The organism is Pseudomonas sp. MIACH, from assembly GCF_001269925.1.
Lineage (GTDB): Bacteria > Pseudomonadota > Gammaproteobacteria > Pseudomonadales > Pseudomonadaceae > Aquipseudomonas.
On the sequence record NZ_LHVO01000063.1, the window covers coordinates 1 to 15315 of the forward strand.

The 15315-nt window shown below is 63.0% G+C and carries 14 protein-coding genes; 7 read left to right on the forward strand and 7 right to left on the reverse strand.

Annotation, left to right across the window (positions count from 1 at the left end):
• Window positions 1–192: 192 nt before the first annotated feature.
• Window positions 193–2166, reverse strand: a complete 1974-nt coding sequence (locus AD670_RS26835; protein ID WP_053139445.1) for a sigma-54-dependent Fis family transcriptional regulator — start codon at window positions 2164–2166, stop codon at window positions 193–195.
• A 185-nt stretch (window positions 2167–2351) separates the two neighbouring features.
• On the opposite strand from AD670_RS26835, the gene AD670_RS26840 reads away from it, so the two are divergent.
• From AD670_RS26840 to AD670_RS26850, 3 genes are read left to right on the forward strand one after another with little or no spacing between them, the layout of a single operon-like run.
• Complete coding sequence (locus AD670_RS26840; RefSeq protein ID WP_053139447.1) at window positions 2352–3368, forward strand: Gfo/Idh/MocA family oxidoreductase; 1017 nt, start codon at window positions 2352–2354, stop codon at window positions 3366–3368.
• Window positions 3368–4147: a TIM barrel protein gene (locus AD670_RS26845; RefSeq protein ID WP_053139449.1), complete on the forward strand. Its 780-nt coding sequence runs from the start codon at window positions 3368–3370 to the stop codon at window positions 4145–4147. The genes AD670_RS26840 and AD670_RS26845 overlap by 1 nt, the downstream gene beginning before the upstream one ends.
• Window positions 4148–4166: 19 nt before the next feature.
• On the forward strand, window positions 4167–5093 hold the full coding sequence (locus tag AD670_RS26850; protein WP_053139452.1) for a sugar ABC transporter substrate-binding protein: 927 nt from the start codon (window positions 4167–4169) through the stop codon (window positions 5091–5093).
• A gap of 122 nt (window positions 5094–5215) precedes the next feature.
• Here the strand turns inward: AD670_RS26850 and yghU are convergent, their stop codons facing one another.
• Both yghU and AD670_RS26860 read right to left on the reverse strand, forming a co-directional pair.
• Window positions 5216–6043 carry a glutathione-dependent disulfide-bond oxidoreductase gene (gene yghU, locus AD670_RS26855; protein WP_053139454.1) on the reverse strand — a complete coding sequence of 276 codons (828 nt, stop codon included), beginning with the start codon at window positions 6041–6043 and terminating at the stop codon, window positions 5216–5218.
• A 44-nt stretch (window positions 6044–6087) separates the two neighbouring features.
• A complete protein-coding gene (locus tag AD670_RS26860; RefSeq protein ID WP_053139457.1) occupies window positions 6088–7323 on the reverse strand; it encodes an MFS transporter in 1236 nt (411 codons plus the stop codon).
• Window positions 7324–7423: 100 nt separating this feature from the next.
• Here AD670_RS26860 and AD670_RS26865 point away from each other — a divergent pair, with 100 nt between their 5' ends.
• From AD670_RS26865 to AD670_RS26875, 3 genes are read left to right on the forward strand one after another with little or no spacing between them, the layout of a single operon-like run.
• Complete coding sequence (locus tag AD670_RS26865; protein ID WP_053139876.1) at window positions 7424–8386, forward strand: AraC family transcriptional regulator; 963 nt, start codon at window positions 7424–7426, stop codon at window positions 8384–8386.
• A complete protein-coding gene (mug, locus tag AD670_RS26870) occupies window positions 8383–8895 on the forward strand; it encodes a G/U mismatch-specific DNA glycosylase (RefSeq protein WP_053139459.1) in 513 nt (170 codons plus the stop codon). Before AD670_RS26865 ends, mug begins: the two co-directional genes overlap by 4 nt.
• 38 nt (window positions 8896–8933) lie before the next feature.
• Window positions 8934–9530, forward strand: a complete 597-nt coding sequence (locus AD670_RS26875; RefSeq protein ID WP_053139461.1) for a glutathione S-transferase — start codon at window positions 8934–8936, stop codon at window positions 9528–9530.
• Window positions 9531–9668: 138 nt separating this feature from the next.
• Here AD670_RS26875 and AD670_RS26880 read toward each other — a convergent pair whose 3' ends face one another.
• Window positions 9669–10436, reverse strand: coding sequence for an SDR family NAD(P)-dependent oxidoreductase (locus AD670_RS26880; protein ID WP_053139463.1), 768 nt, complete (start codon window positions 10434–10436; stop codon window positions 9669–9671).
• A 136-nt stretch (window positions 10437–10572) separates the two neighbouring features.
• On the opposite strand from AD670_RS26880, the gene AD670_RS26885 reads away from it, so the two are divergent.
• Window positions 10573–11721: an aldose epimerase family protein gene (locus AD670_RS26885; RefSeq protein ID WP_053139465.1), complete on the forward strand. Its 1149-nt coding sequence runs from the start codon at window positions 10573–10575 to the stop codon at window positions 11719–11721.
• A gap of 54 nt (window positions 11722–11775) precedes the next feature.
• On the opposite strand, the gene araH is transcribed toward AD670_RS26885, so the two are convergent.
• From araH to AD670_RS26900, 3 genes are read right to left on the reverse strand one after another with little or no spacing between them, the layout of a single operon-like run.
• Window positions 11776–12744, reverse strand: a complete 969-nt coding sequence (gene araH / locus AD670_RS26890; protein ID WP_053139467.1) for an L-arabinose ABC transporter permease AraH — start codon at window positions 12742–12744, stop codon at window positions 11776–11778.
• 9 nt (window positions 12745–12753) lie between these two features.
• Window positions 12754–14256, reverse strand: coding sequence for an L-arabinose ABC transporter ATP-binding protein AraG (araG, locus tag AD670_RS26895; RefSeq protein WP_053139468.1), 1503 nt, complete (start codon window positions 14254–14256; stop codon window positions 12754–12756).
• Window positions 14253–15260, reverse strand: a complete 1008-nt coding sequence (locus AD670_RS26900; protein ID WP_053139471.1) for a substrate-binding domain-containing protein — start codon at window positions 15258–15260, stop codon at window positions 14253–14255. Before AD670_RS26900 ends, araG begins: the two co-directional genes overlap by 4 nt.
• Window positions 15261–15315: the final 55 nt, after the last annotated feature.

Below are 15315 nucleotides of genomic sequence, written 5' to 3' on the forward strand. Positions count from 1 at the left end.
GCAGCAGCCCCAGTCAAGAAGAACGCGGTGTATCAGACACTCTGTAGAGGCTGGTTTTGGGGCTGCTGCGCAGCCCAACGCGGGACAAGCCCGCTCGCCACAACAGCCCTATCTGCCGCGCTTTCAGCGTTGAGCCAACGTTGTGTAGATACCTATGGCTATCGGGGGCAAGCCCCCTCCCACATTTCGATCTTATGCGCCGCGAAAATCTGCGGCGCTCAGCCCGAATCGACTCATCTTGTTGTACAGCCCACCCCGCGATACGTTCAGTTGCCGGGCGGCCAGGCGGATGTTGCCGCCGGTGCTTTTGAGTGCGGCGACGATGGCGTGCATTTCGTGGCTGCTCAGGTCTTGGGCGGGCTGAGGTTCGTAGTGACGCAGCGTGGCGCGCGGTCTGGTTTCCACGGGCAAATCGGCCGCCTGGATCAGTTCGCCCGTCGCCAGGTTGGTGGCGCGCTCGATGCTGTTTTCCAGCTCTCGCACATTGCCCGGCCAGGCGTAGGCCGAGAGCAATTCCAGCGCCTCCGGGGAAAAACCTTGTACCGATTTGCGCAGCGAACGGGCACAGCGCGTGAGGAAGTGCCGTGCCAGCAGTGGAATATCTTCACGGCGCATGCGCAGCGGCGGCACGGTCAGGTTCAGTACGTTGAGGCGGTAGTAGAGGTCTTCACGGAACGCCCCTTCGGCCACCGCCTGGCTGAGGTTGCGGTGGGTCGCGGCGATGATGCGTACGTCCACTGGCCGTGAGTTTTTCGCGCCGACGCGGGTGATCTCGCCTTCCTGCAACACCCGCAACAGGCTGACCTGAGCGTCGAAGGACATATCGCCAATCTCATCCAGAAAGATGGTGCCGCCATCGGCCAGTTCAAACTTGCCTGCCGACCCGCCCCGGGCCGAGCCGGTGAATGCGCCTTCGACATGCCCGAACAGCTCGCTTTGCACCAAGTCGCGCGGGATCGCGCCGCAGTTGACCGCCACGAACGGGCCGTTGGCGCGGTCGCTGGCGTTGTGGATGGCCTGGGCGAACAACTCCTTGCCGGTGCCGCTTTCGCCGAGGATCAGGGTGGTGGATTCACTGCGACTGGCAATGCGCCCCAAGTGCAGCGCGTCCTGGATCGCCCGCGACGTGCCCTGGAGGGTGTCGAAGGTGTAGCGGGCCTGGGTGCTGATGATGCGCCGGGTGATTTCGCGGATGCGGCGGTTCTCGCGCAGCGACACGATCACCCCGCCCTGCTCCAGCGGGCACACCGAGACCAGGCAGGCGAGCTGACTGCGGTCGTGCAGGTGGAAGGTGCAATCGAGGTCACGCACCGGCTCACCGCCGCGTAAAAGCATGGCGTCACTCAACTCACTGCGGCCCAGGCGCTGGAAGGGGCTGCCGATCAGTTCCAGTCCCACCCCGAACAGTTGCCGGGCATAACGGTTGAGCGCCTTGATGCAGCCACGCTCATCGAGCACCACCAGGCCTTCGTTAAGGACTTCGAGCACGGTTTGCTGCTCTTCCAACAGCGCTTGCAGGGCCATTTGGCGGGAGACCGCTTCGGCAGCCGCTTGCACGGTGCCGAGGGTGTGAAAGTGAAACCAGCCGGGTTCGGCGGTGAGGGTCAGCATCGCCAGGGGCTGGCCCTGGGCATTCCTGATCGGCGCGGCGGCGCAGTGCATGCGGCGTTGGCGCAGGCCGCTGCCGAAGTTCTCCTCGGCCAGCACGTACACCAAGCGGTCTTCGGCCAGGGCCAGGCCGGTGCAGTTGGTGCCCTGGACCGATTCGAGCAGGCGACTGCCGACGGGGGTGATGTCCAGCCCGCAGAAATACAGGGTGATGCCATCGGCGTCGGTGAGGTTGATATGGCCGCGAGGGTTGTAGGCCAACAAGCCGTGCATGACCTGCGCGGCGGCGGCGATCAGCACGCGATGGCTGGCCAGGGTGGCCGCCAGCGTGTCGGCGGCGGCGAAGCGGTATTGGCTGTCGTGCGGGTCGATAGCGGCAGCGATGCTGCGCCGCCACGAGTCCCAGATTACCTGCCGCACCTCGGCCGGGCGCTGCACCTGCCCGGCCAGGCACGCGCGCCACGCCTGTTCCAGCGCGGCAACGGGGCCGTCGTTCAGCGCCGCAGGCCCCAGGGCCGTCAGGTAGTCGAGGTCTTGTACGCTGAACGCCATGCTCATCGGGCGGTATCCATGTTCATGTTTTTGACATGTCAGTATAGGCATGTCATCAGAATGAACACATTTTGTTTATTGTATTTTATAAAGCCTTAATTATCAGGTACTTATAAATTGGCATAACCTTTGCTCCTGCCCCTTTGCCAGTCAGGGCTGTCCTGCGGCCAACAATAAAAAGGGGTCATTTCATGAGTACACAGAACATCCGCCTGGGCTTGATCGGTGCGGGTCGCATGGGCAGTTTCCACGGCCTGACCGCCGCGCGACACATCCCCGGCGCGACCCTCGCCGCCATCGCCGACCCCACTCCCGGCCAAGCCGCACGCCTGGCGGCCGAACTGGGCGTGGACAAGGTCTACACCGACCCACAGCAGCTGCTCGACGACCCGGACATCGACGGCGTCCTCATCGCCGCCCCCGCCCGCAGCCACGCCGAACTGGTGATCAGCGCCGCCCGCGCCGGCAAGGGGATCTTCTGCGAAAAACCCATGGCCATCACCCTCGACGAAGCCGACCGCGCCATTGCCGCCGCCGCCGATGCGCGCGTGCCGCTGCAGGTCGGTTTCAATCGGCGTTTCGCCAAGAGCTTCCGCACGGCCCACCTCGACGTGGCGGCCGGCCGCATCGGCACGCCGCAGTTGTTGCGTTCGCTGACCCGCGACCCGGCACTCAACAACCCGGCCAATTCGCCGCAATGGGTGATCTTCCTGGAAACCCTGATCCACGACTTCGACACCCTGCGCTACCTCAACCCCGGCGCCGAAGCGGTGCAGGTGTATGTGATGGCCGACGCACTGATCGCGCCGGAATACAAAAGCAAAGGTTTCCTCGACACCGCCGTGGTCGCGATCCGCTTCGACAACGGCGCCATCGCCACCGCCGAGGCCAACTTCCAGGCGGTGTACGGCTACGACGTGCGCGGCGAAGTGTTCGGCAGCGCCGGCATGCTGAGCATGGGCAGCCTCAACGACTCCGACCTGGTGCGCTACCTGGCCCAGGGTATCCAGGCCGACACCCAGCGTATGGACACCGACCTGCTGCGCGACGCCTACATCGCCGAACTCAACCATTTTGTCGACTGCCTGCGCACCGGCGCCAAGCCCATGGCCAGTGGTGAAGACGCGCGCGCCGCCCTGGCGATTGCCCGCGCCTGTATCGAGTCGTTCGAAACCGGCAAGGCCGTGGCCGTGCAGGGAGCCCGTTGATGAGCCCGTTCAAACTGGCGATCAGTGCCGAGATGGTGTTTCTCGACCTGCCCTTCGTCGAGCGCGTGAAGCGCATCCATGCACTGGGTTTCAGCGCGGAGATCTGGAATTGGACCAATAAAGACATCAGTGCCCTGGCCGCCACCGGCGCCGATTTCACCTCGATGACCGGCTATATCAGCGGCACCCTCACCGACCCCGACGGCATCCGCCAACTGCTCGACAGTGCGCGCGAATCCATCGGCGTCGCCGAGCGCCTGAATTGCCCCAGCCTCAACCTGCACGGCACCGGACTGGGTGACGGCGGCCTACCGGTACAGCCCGTGAGCCAGACCACCGGGCGCATGTGGCTGAGCGCGTGCAAGGCGCTGGAAAAAATCGCGCGCCTGGGCGAAGACGCCGGCCGCGTGTTCCTGCTGGAAAACCTCAACACTGAGGTCGACCACCCAGGCACCCCGTTCGCCCGCGCCGACGACACCCTGGCGCTGATCGAAGCCGTGGGCAGCCCGCACCTGAAGATGAACCTGGACCTGTACCACGCGCAGATCGGCGAAGGAAACCTGATCGAGCTGATCCAGCGCGCAGGCAGCGCCATCGGTGAAATCCAGGTGGCCGACGTGCCCGGACGCAAGGAGCCTGGCACCGGCGAAATCCACTACCCGGCCATTGCCAGGGCCCTGCACGCCATGGGCTACAACGGCGTGGTCGGCCTCGAAGGCTGGGCCAGCGGCGACAGCGAGTTGGCCCTGGAGCGTTTCCGTCAAGCGTTCACCCTATAACAATAAAAGGAACACCCTCATGCATCGCTATTCATTGCTTGTTGCTGCGTTTTTACTGCTGTTCAGCCAATGGACCTTCGCCGCGTATCGCATCGGCGTGAGCATCGCGCGGGTCGACGATAACTTCATGACCTACGTGCGCACCGGCCTGGAAAATGCCGCTAAACAACAGGACGTGCAGATCCAGTTCGAAGACGCCCAGGGCGACGTGGTGCGCCAGCTCAACCAGGTCGAAGGCTTTCTGAACCAGAAAGTCGACGCCGTGATCGTGCTGCCGGTGGACACCGCCGCCACCGCCAACATGACCCGCGCCGCCGTGGCGGCCAAGACTCCTCTGGTGTACGTCAACCGCCACCCGGATGAGCGTACGTTGCCCAAGGGCGTGGTCACCGTGGCGTCCAACGATATCGAAGCCGGGCAATTGCAGATGCGCTACCTCGCGGAAAAACTCGGCGGCAAAGGCAATGTGGCGATCATCATGGGCGACCTCGCGCAGAACGCCACCCATGACCGCACCGAAGGCGCCAAGCAGGTGCTCAAGGACTTTCCCGGCATCAAGGTGGTCGAGCAGCAAAGCGCCGAATGGCAACGCAGCAAGGGCATGGACCTGACCAGCAACTGGCTGCTGGCGGGCACGCAGTTCGATGCCATCGTCGCCAACAACGACGAAATGGCGATCGGCGCGGCCATGGCCTTGCAACAGTCGGGCAAGGCCAAGGGTGAGATCGCGATTATCGGCATCGACGGCTTACCTGACGGTTTGGCGGCGATCAAACGTGGCATGCTCACCGCCTCGGTGTTCCAGGACCCCAAGGCCCAGGCCACTCAGGCAGTGCAGTCGGCAATCAAGATGATCAAGGGCGAGCCGATCGAGTCGGAGGTGTGGGTGCCGTTCGAGCTCATTAAGCCCGAACAGGTGGCGGTGTTCGAACAGCGCTACAAGTAAATCGAAGATAAGGCGATCAAAATGTGGGAGGGGGCTTGCCCCCGATGGCAGTGGGTCAGTTGATACATCCGTGACTGATCCACCGCTATCGGGGCAAGCCCCCTCCCACACTTGGATCTCAATCAGTCCAGGTCACTTGCGTCATGCCGCTCGGGCAACGGTTCCTCGCCCGACACCCCATTCACCCGCCGCCCACGCTGCACCGCCGGCCGCGCCTCAATCGCCTCCACCCAGCGCTGTACGTGTGTGTACTCGTGCACCGACAGAAACTCCGCCGCCCCATACAAGCGGCCTTTGACCAGCCCGCCGTACCACGGCCAGATGGCGATATCGGCGATGGTGTATTCATCCCCGGCGATGTACTCGCTCACGGCCAGGCGCTGGTCCAGCACATCCAACTGGCGCTTGGTTTCCATGGCAAAACGGTTGATCGGGTATTCCATCTTGCTCGGCGCATAGGCATAGAAATGCCCGAAGCCGCCGCCCAGGTACGGCGCGCTGCCCATCTGCCAGAACAACCACGACAGGCACTCCGCGCGGGCCGCAGCCTCGGTGGGGAAGAAGGCGCCGAACTTCTCGGCCAGGTATTGCAGGATCGCGCCGGACTCGAACACGCGAATCGGCTGGGCGCCGCTGTGGTCCATCAAGGCCGGGATCTTGGAGTTCGGGTTGACCCCGACAAAGCCGCTGCCGAACTGGTCGCCGTCGCCGATCTTGATCAGCCAGGCGTCGTACTCGGCGCCGCTGTGCCCCAGGGCCAGCAGTTCTTCAAGAAGGATGGTGACCTTCTGCCCGTTGGGCGTGGCCAGGGAATACAGCTGCAGCGGATGCTTGCCGACCGGCAGCGCCTTGTCATGGGTGGCGCCGGCGATGGGCCGGTTGATGCTGGCGAAGGTGCCGCCGCTTTCGGTGTCCCAGGTCCAGACTTTCGGGGGTACATACTCGGTCATGCTTACGACTCCAGAAGCGTGTGCGATCAGCGAAGCGTTTGAGACTAAACCAAAGACGGGTGGTGCGTCACACTCCCCGCCGCAGCGTGCCGGGGCACCTGCACGCGCAGCGCGATCAACAGTGCCGCCAGCAGCATCAAGCAACCCGCGCCCAGAAACACCCCGTCGATGCCGGTGGCACTGAACATCGCGCCCCCGCCCGCCGCACCCGCCGCGATGGCCGATTGCACCGAGGCGACCACCATGCCACCGGCACTTTCGGCCTGATCCGGCACCGCACGGGCCACCCAGTTCGACCACGCCACCGGCACCCCGCCGAAGGCCATGCCCCACAGCGCCAGGAGCAATGCCTGACCCGGCAGTGACGCGGGCAGCAACACCAGGGCCAACGCCGCGACGCCCACCAGGACCGGCATCAACACCAGGGTCCCCCGGGGATTGCGCACCAGCAACCACCCGGCCAGCAGCGTGCCGACAAAATTCGCCGCGCCAAACCCCAGCAGCATCAACGCCAGCCCTTGGGTGCCGACTCCGGTGGCGCTTTCCAGAAACGGGCGAATGTAGGTAAACAGCGCGAAGTGCCCGGTGTGCACCAGCACGCAGCCGAACATGCCGATGGCAATGCCGGGGCGCAGCAGTACATCAAGCACGGTGCGAAGGCGCGCGGTGCCGCTGGGTGCCAGGCGCGGCAGTGTGAACAGCTGGAAGGCCAGGGTCACTACGCCGACGGCGGCCGCCGCCACAAATGCACTGCGCCAGCCATACAGGTCCCCCAGGTAGCTGCCCAACGGCACCGCGACCACGGTACCTACCGCAATGCCGCTGAAGATGATCGACAAGGCACGCGGCAGCAATGCCGCTGGTACCAGGCGCATCGCAACGGCCGCCGCCATGCTCCAGAAACCGCCGAGGGCAATGCCCAACAGGATGCGCATCAACAACAGCACCAGGAGGCTGGACGAGAACGCCACCAGCAGGTTGGACGCAATCATCAGCGTGGAGAACCCCAGCAGCACCAGGCGCCGGTCGATGCCGCGCGTCAGGCCAGGCACCAGCAAACCGGCGAACAACGCCACCACCGCCGTGACCGTGACCGCTTGCCCGGCCAACGCCTCCGACACGCCCAGGTCCAGGGCCATCGGCGTCAGCAGGCTGGCCGGCAGGTACTCCGCCGTGAGCAGGCCGAACACGCCCATCGCCAGGGAAAACACCGCCATCCAGGCCGGCGTGGTCGGTTCTGCCCTGTCATCGACAGGGGCATGGGACACACAATCATTCATCACAAGACATCCTCAGGCATTTACGTGATGGCCAGTCTAGGTTTGCCCATCAGGATGATCTATGATTCAAACCCTTGAGTTCTTGACCGAAACCCCGAATATGCCAGCCGACAACGCATTCACCCTGTCCTCCGAGCTGATCAATGAGCTGCTGCGCAGCATGCGCCTGCGCGGCGTGCAGTACCGGCGCATCCAGGCCGGGCCGGTGTTCGGCATCAGCTTTGCGGCCAAGCCAGGCCATGCGTATTTCCACTTTCTGGCCGCCGGCTGCGCGACCCTGCGCCTGCACGACGGCAGCCTCTTTGAGTTGTCGGCCGGTAATGCGGTGTTTATCGCCCACGGTGGCGCCCATGCGCTGTTGTCCAACCCGGATGACCCCGTGCAAGACATCGCCAGCTTCGACGCTGCACCGCTGGGCGATACCGTGTGCGCGGTGAATGCCTCGCCCCTTGCTCCTTCCAGCACCCTGCTGTTCAGCGCCTGCATGGAGTTCGAGCTCGACAGCATCCAGGGCCTCGGCAACCTGATGCCGGCCTTGATGCTGATCGACGCCGGGGGCCAGCGTTACCCCGGCTTGATGCCGATCCTGGCGGTGATGGAACGCGAAGTCTCCAGCGCCCGCGTCGGTTACGCCGGCATCCTTGCGCGCCTGGCCGATGTGGTGGCAGCGATGATCGTGCGGGGCTGGGTCGAGTGCGCCTGCGCCAATGCGTCGGGCCTCGCGGCCGCCTTGCGCGACACCCGCCTGGCCGGCGCCCTGCTCGCCCTGCACCAGCAACCGGGCCGCGACTGGAGCGTGGCCGAACTGGCGGCGCACTGTCATACCTCACGCTCGGTGTTCGCGGATCGTTTCCAGGCGACCCTCGGGGTACCGCCGCTGCGTTACGTGACCGAACTGCGCATGCGCCTCGCCAGCCAGTGGCTGACCCTGGAGCGGCTGCCCATCGAAGAAGTGGCGTACCGCCTCGGCTATACCTCCCAGGCGGCCTTCAGCCGCGCCTACAAACGCATCACCGGGCAACCGCCGGGCGCCAGCCGCCAAGGTTTCAGGAGCCCGGCATGAACGCCGGGCTTGAAGACATCCTCGCTGACCACCTGAACGTGGTGTTCTGCGGCATCAACCCCGGCAAGGGTTCTGCCGCCCTCGGCCTGCATTTCGCCAACCGCAGCAACCGCTTCTGGCGCACCTTGCATCTGGCCGGGTTCACCCCCCATGAAATCCCCCCCGAACACGGCCGCACGTTGTTGCACTACCACTGCGGACTGACCACGTTGGTGGAACGCCCCACGGCCAGCGCGGGCGAATTGGCACGGCATGAGTTCACCCAGGCCGCGACGGGCTTCGAACAGAAGATCCGCCACTGCGCGCCGCGCTTCGTGGCGTTCCTGGGCAAGCCCGGCTACAGCGCATTGAGCGGCCAGCGCGAGATCGCCTGGGGCTTGCAGCCAAAGGGGTTGGGCGGTGCGTCAGTGTGGGTGCTGCCCAACCCCAGCGGACGCAACCTGGCGTTCAGCCTGGAGCAGTTGGTGCAGGCGTATCAACAATTGCGCCGGGCGACCGAGTGCCCTTAATCTCTTGAGCTCGTCACCCTGATAGCAATGGAGGCTTCATGAAACTGGTCGGCATGCTGGACTCGCCTTACGTACGCCGCGTGGCAATTTCCCTGGACCTGTACGGGGTGAATTTCGTGCATGAACCCTTGTCCGTGTTCCGCACCTTCAACGAATTTGCGCAGATCAACCCGGTGGTCAAGGCCCCTACCCTGGTGCTGGACGACGGCACGGTATTGATGGACTCCAGCCTGATCCTGGAGTACCTCGAAACCCTGGCTCCGGCTGACAGGAAGCTGCTGCCCCAGCAACCGGCGGCACTGGCCAAGGACTTGCACGTTCTGGGACTGGCGCTGGCAGCCTGTGAGAAAAGCGTGCAGATCGTCTATGAACACAACCTGCGCCCGGCCGAGAAACTGCATGCACCGTGGCTTGAGCGCGTGACCGGCCAATTGCTCGCGGCCTATGGATTGCTGGACAAGCAATTGGGCGACAGCGAAGCACTGACCCAGGCGTCGATTACGGCGGCGGTGGCCTGGTCGTTCAGCCAGTTCACCGTGGCGTCGGTGGTCAAGGCGGATGCGTTTCCCAACCTGCAACGGCATGCCGAAAGGCTGGAACAGCATCCGGCGTTCAAGCGTTACCCCATCGAATAAGCGACACAGTTTCAAATGTGGGAGAGGGCTTGCTCCCGATAAGGGTGGGTCAGTTGTAGACGTACTGCCTGAGCCACCGCTATCGGGGGCAAGCCCCCTCCCACCTTGATCTGGGTTGTCTGAACTGACGTGTTCGGCTCAGACCCAGCCGCCGTCAACGATGAAGTTCTGCGCCGAACACATCGCCGACGCATCGGAAGCAAGAAACAGCGCCATATTGGCGATGTGTTCCGGCAGTACGCTGCCGGGCAGGCACTGGCTGCGGCTGATCAGTTCCTTGGCGGCGTCATCCACCCACATGGCCAGCTGTTTCTCCGTCATCACCCAGCCTGGCACCAGCGTATTGACGCGGATGCGATTGGGCCCCAGCTCCCGTGCCAGCGCGCGGGTCATGCCGTGGGCGGCGGCCTTGCTGGCGGCGTACACCGGGTAGCCGGCGGAAGCCATCATCCAGCCGACGGAGCCGAGGTTGATGATCGAGCCGCTGCCGGCGCGTTTCATCATCGGCACCACGGCCTTGGCGGCGAAGAAGGCGTGTTTGAGGTTGACCGAGATCAGCCGGTCGAACATTTCCGAATCGACTTCTTCCAGGGTGTGGCGCACGTCATTGGCGGCGTTGTTCACCAGTACGGTGATCGGCCCCAGGGAATGTTCGAAGCGCCCTATCGCCGCCTTGTAGGCGATTTCATCAGTGATGTCGCAACACACGAACTCCACGGCATGCCCCTGGGAACTCAACAACGCCGCCAGGCGTTCGCCCTGGCTTTGTGCGCGGTCCACAAAGCCGACCTTGGCACCCTGCACAGCGAAGGCCCGCACCATGAATTCGCCGATCCCCGAGGCGCCCCCGGAAATCAATACGGTCTTGCCCTTGAGGTCGGGATAGACGGCGTGTTCAGTACTCATAAAAGGATGCCTCGATCAATTAGTCTTATTTTATTTTACGAAACCGGGGTAAAAGGCTATAAATTCGCTGTCACAACGACAAAATATCGCTATTAGTAGAACTATTCCACTCAAAACAACAAAAGGAAGTTCGACCATGAAGCACCCTCGATACCTGCTGTCCGGACTGGCGCTGTCCATGCTGATCGCCAGCGGCGGCGCCCAGGCGGCCGGCCTGAGCAGCGAGCAAAAACCTTTCGGTAAAACCAACGACGGCACTGCCGTCGAACAGTACATCTTGCGCAACAGTCACGGCATGCAAGCCACCGTCATTACCTACGGCGGTGTGTTGCAGTCGCTGAAAGTGCCGGACAAAAACGGCAAGGTCGACGATGTGGTGCTGGGCTTTGACGACGTGCAAGGCTATCAAGCCGGTACGGCGTTTTTCGGCGCAACCATCGGCCGCTTCGGCAATCGCCTGGCCGGCGGCGCCTTCGAACTCGACGGCAAGCGCTTCCAGGTGCCGCTCAACGATGGCCCCAACTCACTGCATGGCGGCGCCCAGGGCTTCGACAAGCAGGTGTGGAAGGCCGAGTCGGTCAAGGACAAGGACTCGGTCGGCGTGAAGCTGAGCTACCTGTCCAAGGACGGTGAGATGGGCTTTCCCGGTAATTTGAAAACCGAAGTCACCTACCGTCTCAACGACAAGAACGAACTGCACATCGACTACAAAGCCACCACCGACAAACCGACGGTGCTCAACCTCACCAACCATAGCTACTTCAACCTGGCCGGTGCGGGTAACGGCGACATCCTCAAGCAAGTCGCGACCTTGCATGCCAGCCATTACACCCCGGTCAATGCCACCCTGATTCCGACCGGCGAACTCGCACCGGTCAAAGGCACGCCGATGGACTTCCTCAAGCCCACCCCGATCGGGCAGCACATCAAGGAGGATCATCCGCAGCTCAAGTTTGCCGAGCCAAAACAGGGTGGGTTTGACTTCAACTGGGCACTGGACACCAAAGGCGACGTCAAGCAACTGGCCGCCGAGGTGCATGACCCGGCGTCAGGCCGGCGCTTGCAGCTCTACACCAGCGAACCGGGCGTGCAGTTCTATACCAGCAACTTCCTTGATGGCTCGGTGAAGGGCAAAGGTGGCAAGACCTACCTGCACTGGAGTGGTTTCACCTTGGAGACCCAGCACTATCCGGATGCGCCTAACCAACCAAACTTCGCCTCAACTCGCCTGAACCCAGGACAGACCTACACCCAGAACACCGTCTTCAAGTTCTCCGCTGATTAAATTGTGGGAGGGGGCTTGCCCCCTCCCACACTTGGATCTTCACATGGCATGAATTCAGCGTTGTTTCATGCGGTCGATGACCACCGCCAGCAGCAGGATCGAACCGCGGATCACGTATTGGTAGAAGGTGTCGATGTTCTTCAGGTTCATCGCGTTCTCGATGATCGCCAAAATCAACACCCCGGCGATCACGTGGCGAATCATCCCCACCCCGCCGCTCAGTGACACCCCGCCCAGCACGCAGGCAGAAATCACCGTCAGCTCGAAACCCTGGCCGATCATCGGCTGGCCCGAGGTCATGCGCGAGGCGAGGATCACCCCGGCCAATGCGCCGATCAGGCCGTGCACGGCGAAGATCAGGATCTTGGTGCGGTCGACATTCACCCCCGCCAGCAACGCCGCTTCCGGGTTGCCGCCGATGGCCATGGTGTTGCGCCCGTAGGTGGTGTAGTTGAGCAGCCAGCCGAAGAACACAAAGCACACAATGGTGATCAGGATCGGCACCGGTACGCCCAGCAGTTGGCCGTTACCGAAGATAAAGAACTGATCCTGGGACACTCCCACCGCCTTGCCGTCGGCAAAGATATAGGCCAGGCCACGCACGATCTGCATGGTCGCCAGGGTGGTAATCAACGCATTGACTCGCAACTTGGCGATCACGATGCCGTTGATCAGCCCCACGACCAGGCCCATCAGCAGCGCCGCGCCGATGCCCAGCATGACGCTGTCGGTATCGCGCATCACAATCGCCGCCACCACACCGGCGCAGGCAATCACCGAGCCTACCGACAAGTCGAAGTGCCCCGATGCCAGGCAGAACAGCATGGTGCAGGCGGCGATGCCCACCGTGGAAATCGCCAGGCCCAGGCCGCGCATGTTCAACGGTGAGAGGAAGTTATCGATGAGCAAGGCGCACAGGACAAAGATGCCCACCGCTGCCAACAGCATCGCCCAATTGTCGAGCAGTGCGCGCATATCGAAGGGTTTGCGTGCCGTCGGCAGCGCGTTGTTTTGAGTGGTCATGGTCTTCTCTCAGTTCGCCAGGCCGCGCGGCAGGGCCAGTTGCAGCAGGTTGGATTCAGTCGCGTGTTCACGGGTTTGTTCGCCGCGCATCGCGCCTTCGCACAGCACCAGGATGCGGTCGGAGATGCCCATCACTTCCATGAGGTCGCTGGACACCACGATCACCGCAATGCCCTGGGCCGCGAGGTTATGGATAATCTGGTAGATCTCGGCCTTGGCGCCGATGTCGATGCCACGCGTTGGCTCGTCGAGCAGCAGCACCTTCATCGGCATCGACAGCCAGCGGCCAAGAATGGCTTTCTGCTGATTGCCGCCGGACAGGTACATGATTTTCTGTTCAGCGTTAGGCGTTTTGACTTTCATCGCCTTGATCTGCTGGTCGGCGTTGCCCTTTTCCCAACCGTCGCGCAACAGCCAGCCAAAGGACGCATGCGCGTCACGGGCACTGATGTTGATGTTCTCCGCGACGCTTGCGAGCGGAATGATGCCTTCCTTCTTGCGGTCTTCCGGGCACAGCAGCACACCGGCCGCGATGGCGTCGCGGGGCGAGCGCAGTTGCAGGGCCTCCCCGCATAACTCAAGGCTGCCGGCACTGGCGCGCTCCAAACCGCTGAGCAAACGGAACAACTCCGTGCGCCCTGCCCCGACCAAGCCGAACAAGCCAAGAATCTCGCCCTTGCGCACCTCAAAACTGATCGGCTCACGCAAACCCGGACCCAGCAAACCGTCGACCTTGAGCGCCACCTCACCGTGCTCACGCGGGCGGTAGTCGTAGATGTCCTGGATGTCGCGACCGACCATGCAGGTCACCAACTGGTCGTGGGTCAACGCGCTCATGTCGTCGAAAGTACGCACGTAGCGGCCGTCCTTGAACACCGTGACCGCGTTGCAGATGCGGAACACCTCTTCCATGCGGTGAGAGACGTAGAGCACCACTTTGCCCTCATCCCGCAGGCGCGTGATGATCGCCATCAGCCGGTCGATCTCCCGTGCCGACAGACTGCTGGTCGGTTCGTCGAAGGCGATCACATGGGCGCCACGGGACAGTGCCTTGGCGATTTCCACCAGTTGGCGCTGGCCCAGGGACAGGCGGCCGAGTTTTTCCTCGGGGTCGATTTCATCCGCCAGGCCCTTGAGACAAGCCAGGGCTTGCTTGCGCAGCAGGCCCCGGTTGACCACGCCAAAGCGCGAGGGCAAATGCCCGAGGAACAGGTTTTCGGCGACGGTCATTTCCGGCACCAGGTGCAGCTCCTGGTGAATCACCGCCACACCGCTGGCGATGCTGTCGGCGGCGCACTTGAACGCCATGGTCTGCGCGCCGATCTGCACCGTGCCGCTGCTGGGAATATAGGCGCCGCCGAGGATCTTCAGCAGCGTCGACTTGCCCGCACCGTTCTCGCCCATCAGGGCGTGCACCTGCCCCGGCTGGGCGGTGAAGCTGATGCCGTCCAGCGCCTTGACCCCGGGAAAGGTTTTGCCGATAGCGTCAAAACGCAGGGCCGCCGCAGTCATTTCCACAGCCCGATCTTGGTCAGTTCTTCCTGGAAGTTGGCGCGGGTGATCAGGGTCACTTCGTCCATCGCGGTGTACTTGGCAGGCTCTTTACCGGTGGTGACCCACTCGTACATCGCCAGTGCGGTGTTGTAGCCCTCGATGTGCGGGCTCGGCAGCATCGAGCCGAAGAAGCCGCTGTCGGCTTTCTTCAATTCGCCGATGGCGTCGGTGCCATTGATGCCGATGCCGATCACGTTGGCGGCTTTGAAGCCGGCGCTTTCGGTGGCGCGTACGCCGCCCAATACGGTGTTGTCGTTCATGCCGCCGATGATCAGGTTTTTCGCGCCGCTGGGCAGCTTGACCAGCGCCGAGTTGGTGGCGTCCATGCTGCCGGGGACGTCGAGGGTTTTCAGCGCGGCGGTGAGGATGTGGTCCTTGGGAATGCCGGCTTCTTCCAGGGATTTGATCGAGCCATCGGTGCGTTTCTTGCCGGTGTCGAGTTCATTGAAGGTGTTGATCACCGCGTAGGTGTCCTTCCAGTCCCAACCGCGTTTTTTCGCTTCGGCGGCCATGGCGGCACCTTGTTTCTGGCCCACTTCAAACGCGGCCATGCCCAGGTACGGCACGTCCTCCATGAAGTTGCCCTTGGCATCGACAAAGCGGTCATCCACCGCCATGACTTTCAGGCCATTGGCCTTGGCCTTGGCGACGATGGCCGGGCCCAGGGACACGTCCGGCGGGCAGATCACAAAGCCCTTGGCGCCGTTGGCGGCCAGGCTGTCGATGGCCGAGAGGGTTTTCTCGCCATCGGGCACGGCGATCTTGATCACGGTAAAGCCATGTTCCTTGCCGGCTTTTTCGGCGAAGGCCCATTCGGTCTGGAACCAGGGCTCCTCGGCCTGCTTGACCAGGAAGCCGATTTTCACTTCTTCAGCGGCCAGCAACAGCCCGCTCAAGCTCATGGCCGAGACCGCCACAGCGGCGCAGCACAGGGAACGGATACCACGACGACGATGATTCATACGGGTGACTCCTTGTTGTTGTTTTTTGTTTGCTGTTTTTTGTAGGAGCGAGCTT

Excerpts from the sequence above, each read along its gene's own strand:
- yghU (WP_053139454.1), bottom strand. The coding sequence starts at position 6,043 with ATGACCGAGTATGTACCCCCGAAAGTCTGGACCTGGGACACCGAAAGC.
- araG (WP_053139468.1), bottom strand. The coding sequence starts at position 14,256 with ATGACTGCGGCGGCCCTGCGTTTTGACGCTATCGGCAAAACCTTTCCC.
- AD670_RS26840 (WP_053139447.1), top strand. The coding sequence starts at position 2,352 with ATGAGTACACAGAACATCCGCCTGGGCTTGATCGGTGCGGGTCGCATG.
- mug (WP_053139459.1), top strand. The coding sequence starts at position 8,383 with ATGAACGCCGGGCTTGAAGACATCCTCGCTGACCACCTGAACGTGGTG.
- AD670_RS26865 (WP_053139876.1), top strand. The coding sequence starts at position 7,424 with ATGCCAGCCGACAACGCATTCACCCTGTCCTCCGAGCTGATCAATGAG.
- AD670_RS26880 (WP_053139463.1), bottom strand. The coding sequence starts at position 10,436 with ATGAGTACTGAACACGCCGTCTATCCCGACCTCAAGGGCAAGACCGTA.
- AD670_RS26900 (WP_053139471.1), bottom strand. The coding sequence starts at position 15,260 with ATGAATCATCGTCGTCGTGGTATCCGTTCCCTGTGCTGCGCCGCTGTG.
- araH (WP_053139467.1), bottom strand. The coding sequence starts at position 12,744 with ATGACCACTCAAAACAACGCGCTGCCGACGGCACGCAAACCCTTCGAT.
- AD670_RS26850 (WP_053139452.1), top strand. The coding sequence starts at position 4,167 with ATGCATCGCTATTCATTGCTTGTTGCTGCGTTTTTACTGCTGTTCAGC.
- AD670_RS26845 (WP_053139449.1), top strand. The coding sequence starts at position 3,368 with ATGAGCCCGTTCAAACTGGCGATCAGTGCCGAGATGGTGTTTCTCGAC.
- AD670_RS26860 (WP_053139457.1), bottom strand. The coding sequence starts at position 7,323 with ATGAATGATTGTGTGTCCCATGCCCCTGTCGATGACAGGGCAGAACCG.
- AD670_RS26885 (WP_053139465.1), top strand. The coding sequence starts at position 10,573 with ATGAAGCACCCTCGATACCTGCTGTCCGGACTGGCGCTGTCCATGCTG.
- AD670_RS26875 (WP_053139461.1), top strand. The coding sequence starts at position 8,934 with ATGAAACTGGTCGGCATGCTGGACTCGCCTTACGTACGCCGCGTGGCA.
- AD670_RS26835 (WP_053139445.1), bottom strand. The coding sequence starts at position 2,166 with ATGAGCATGGCGTTCAGCGTACAAGACCTCGACTACCTGACGGCCCTG.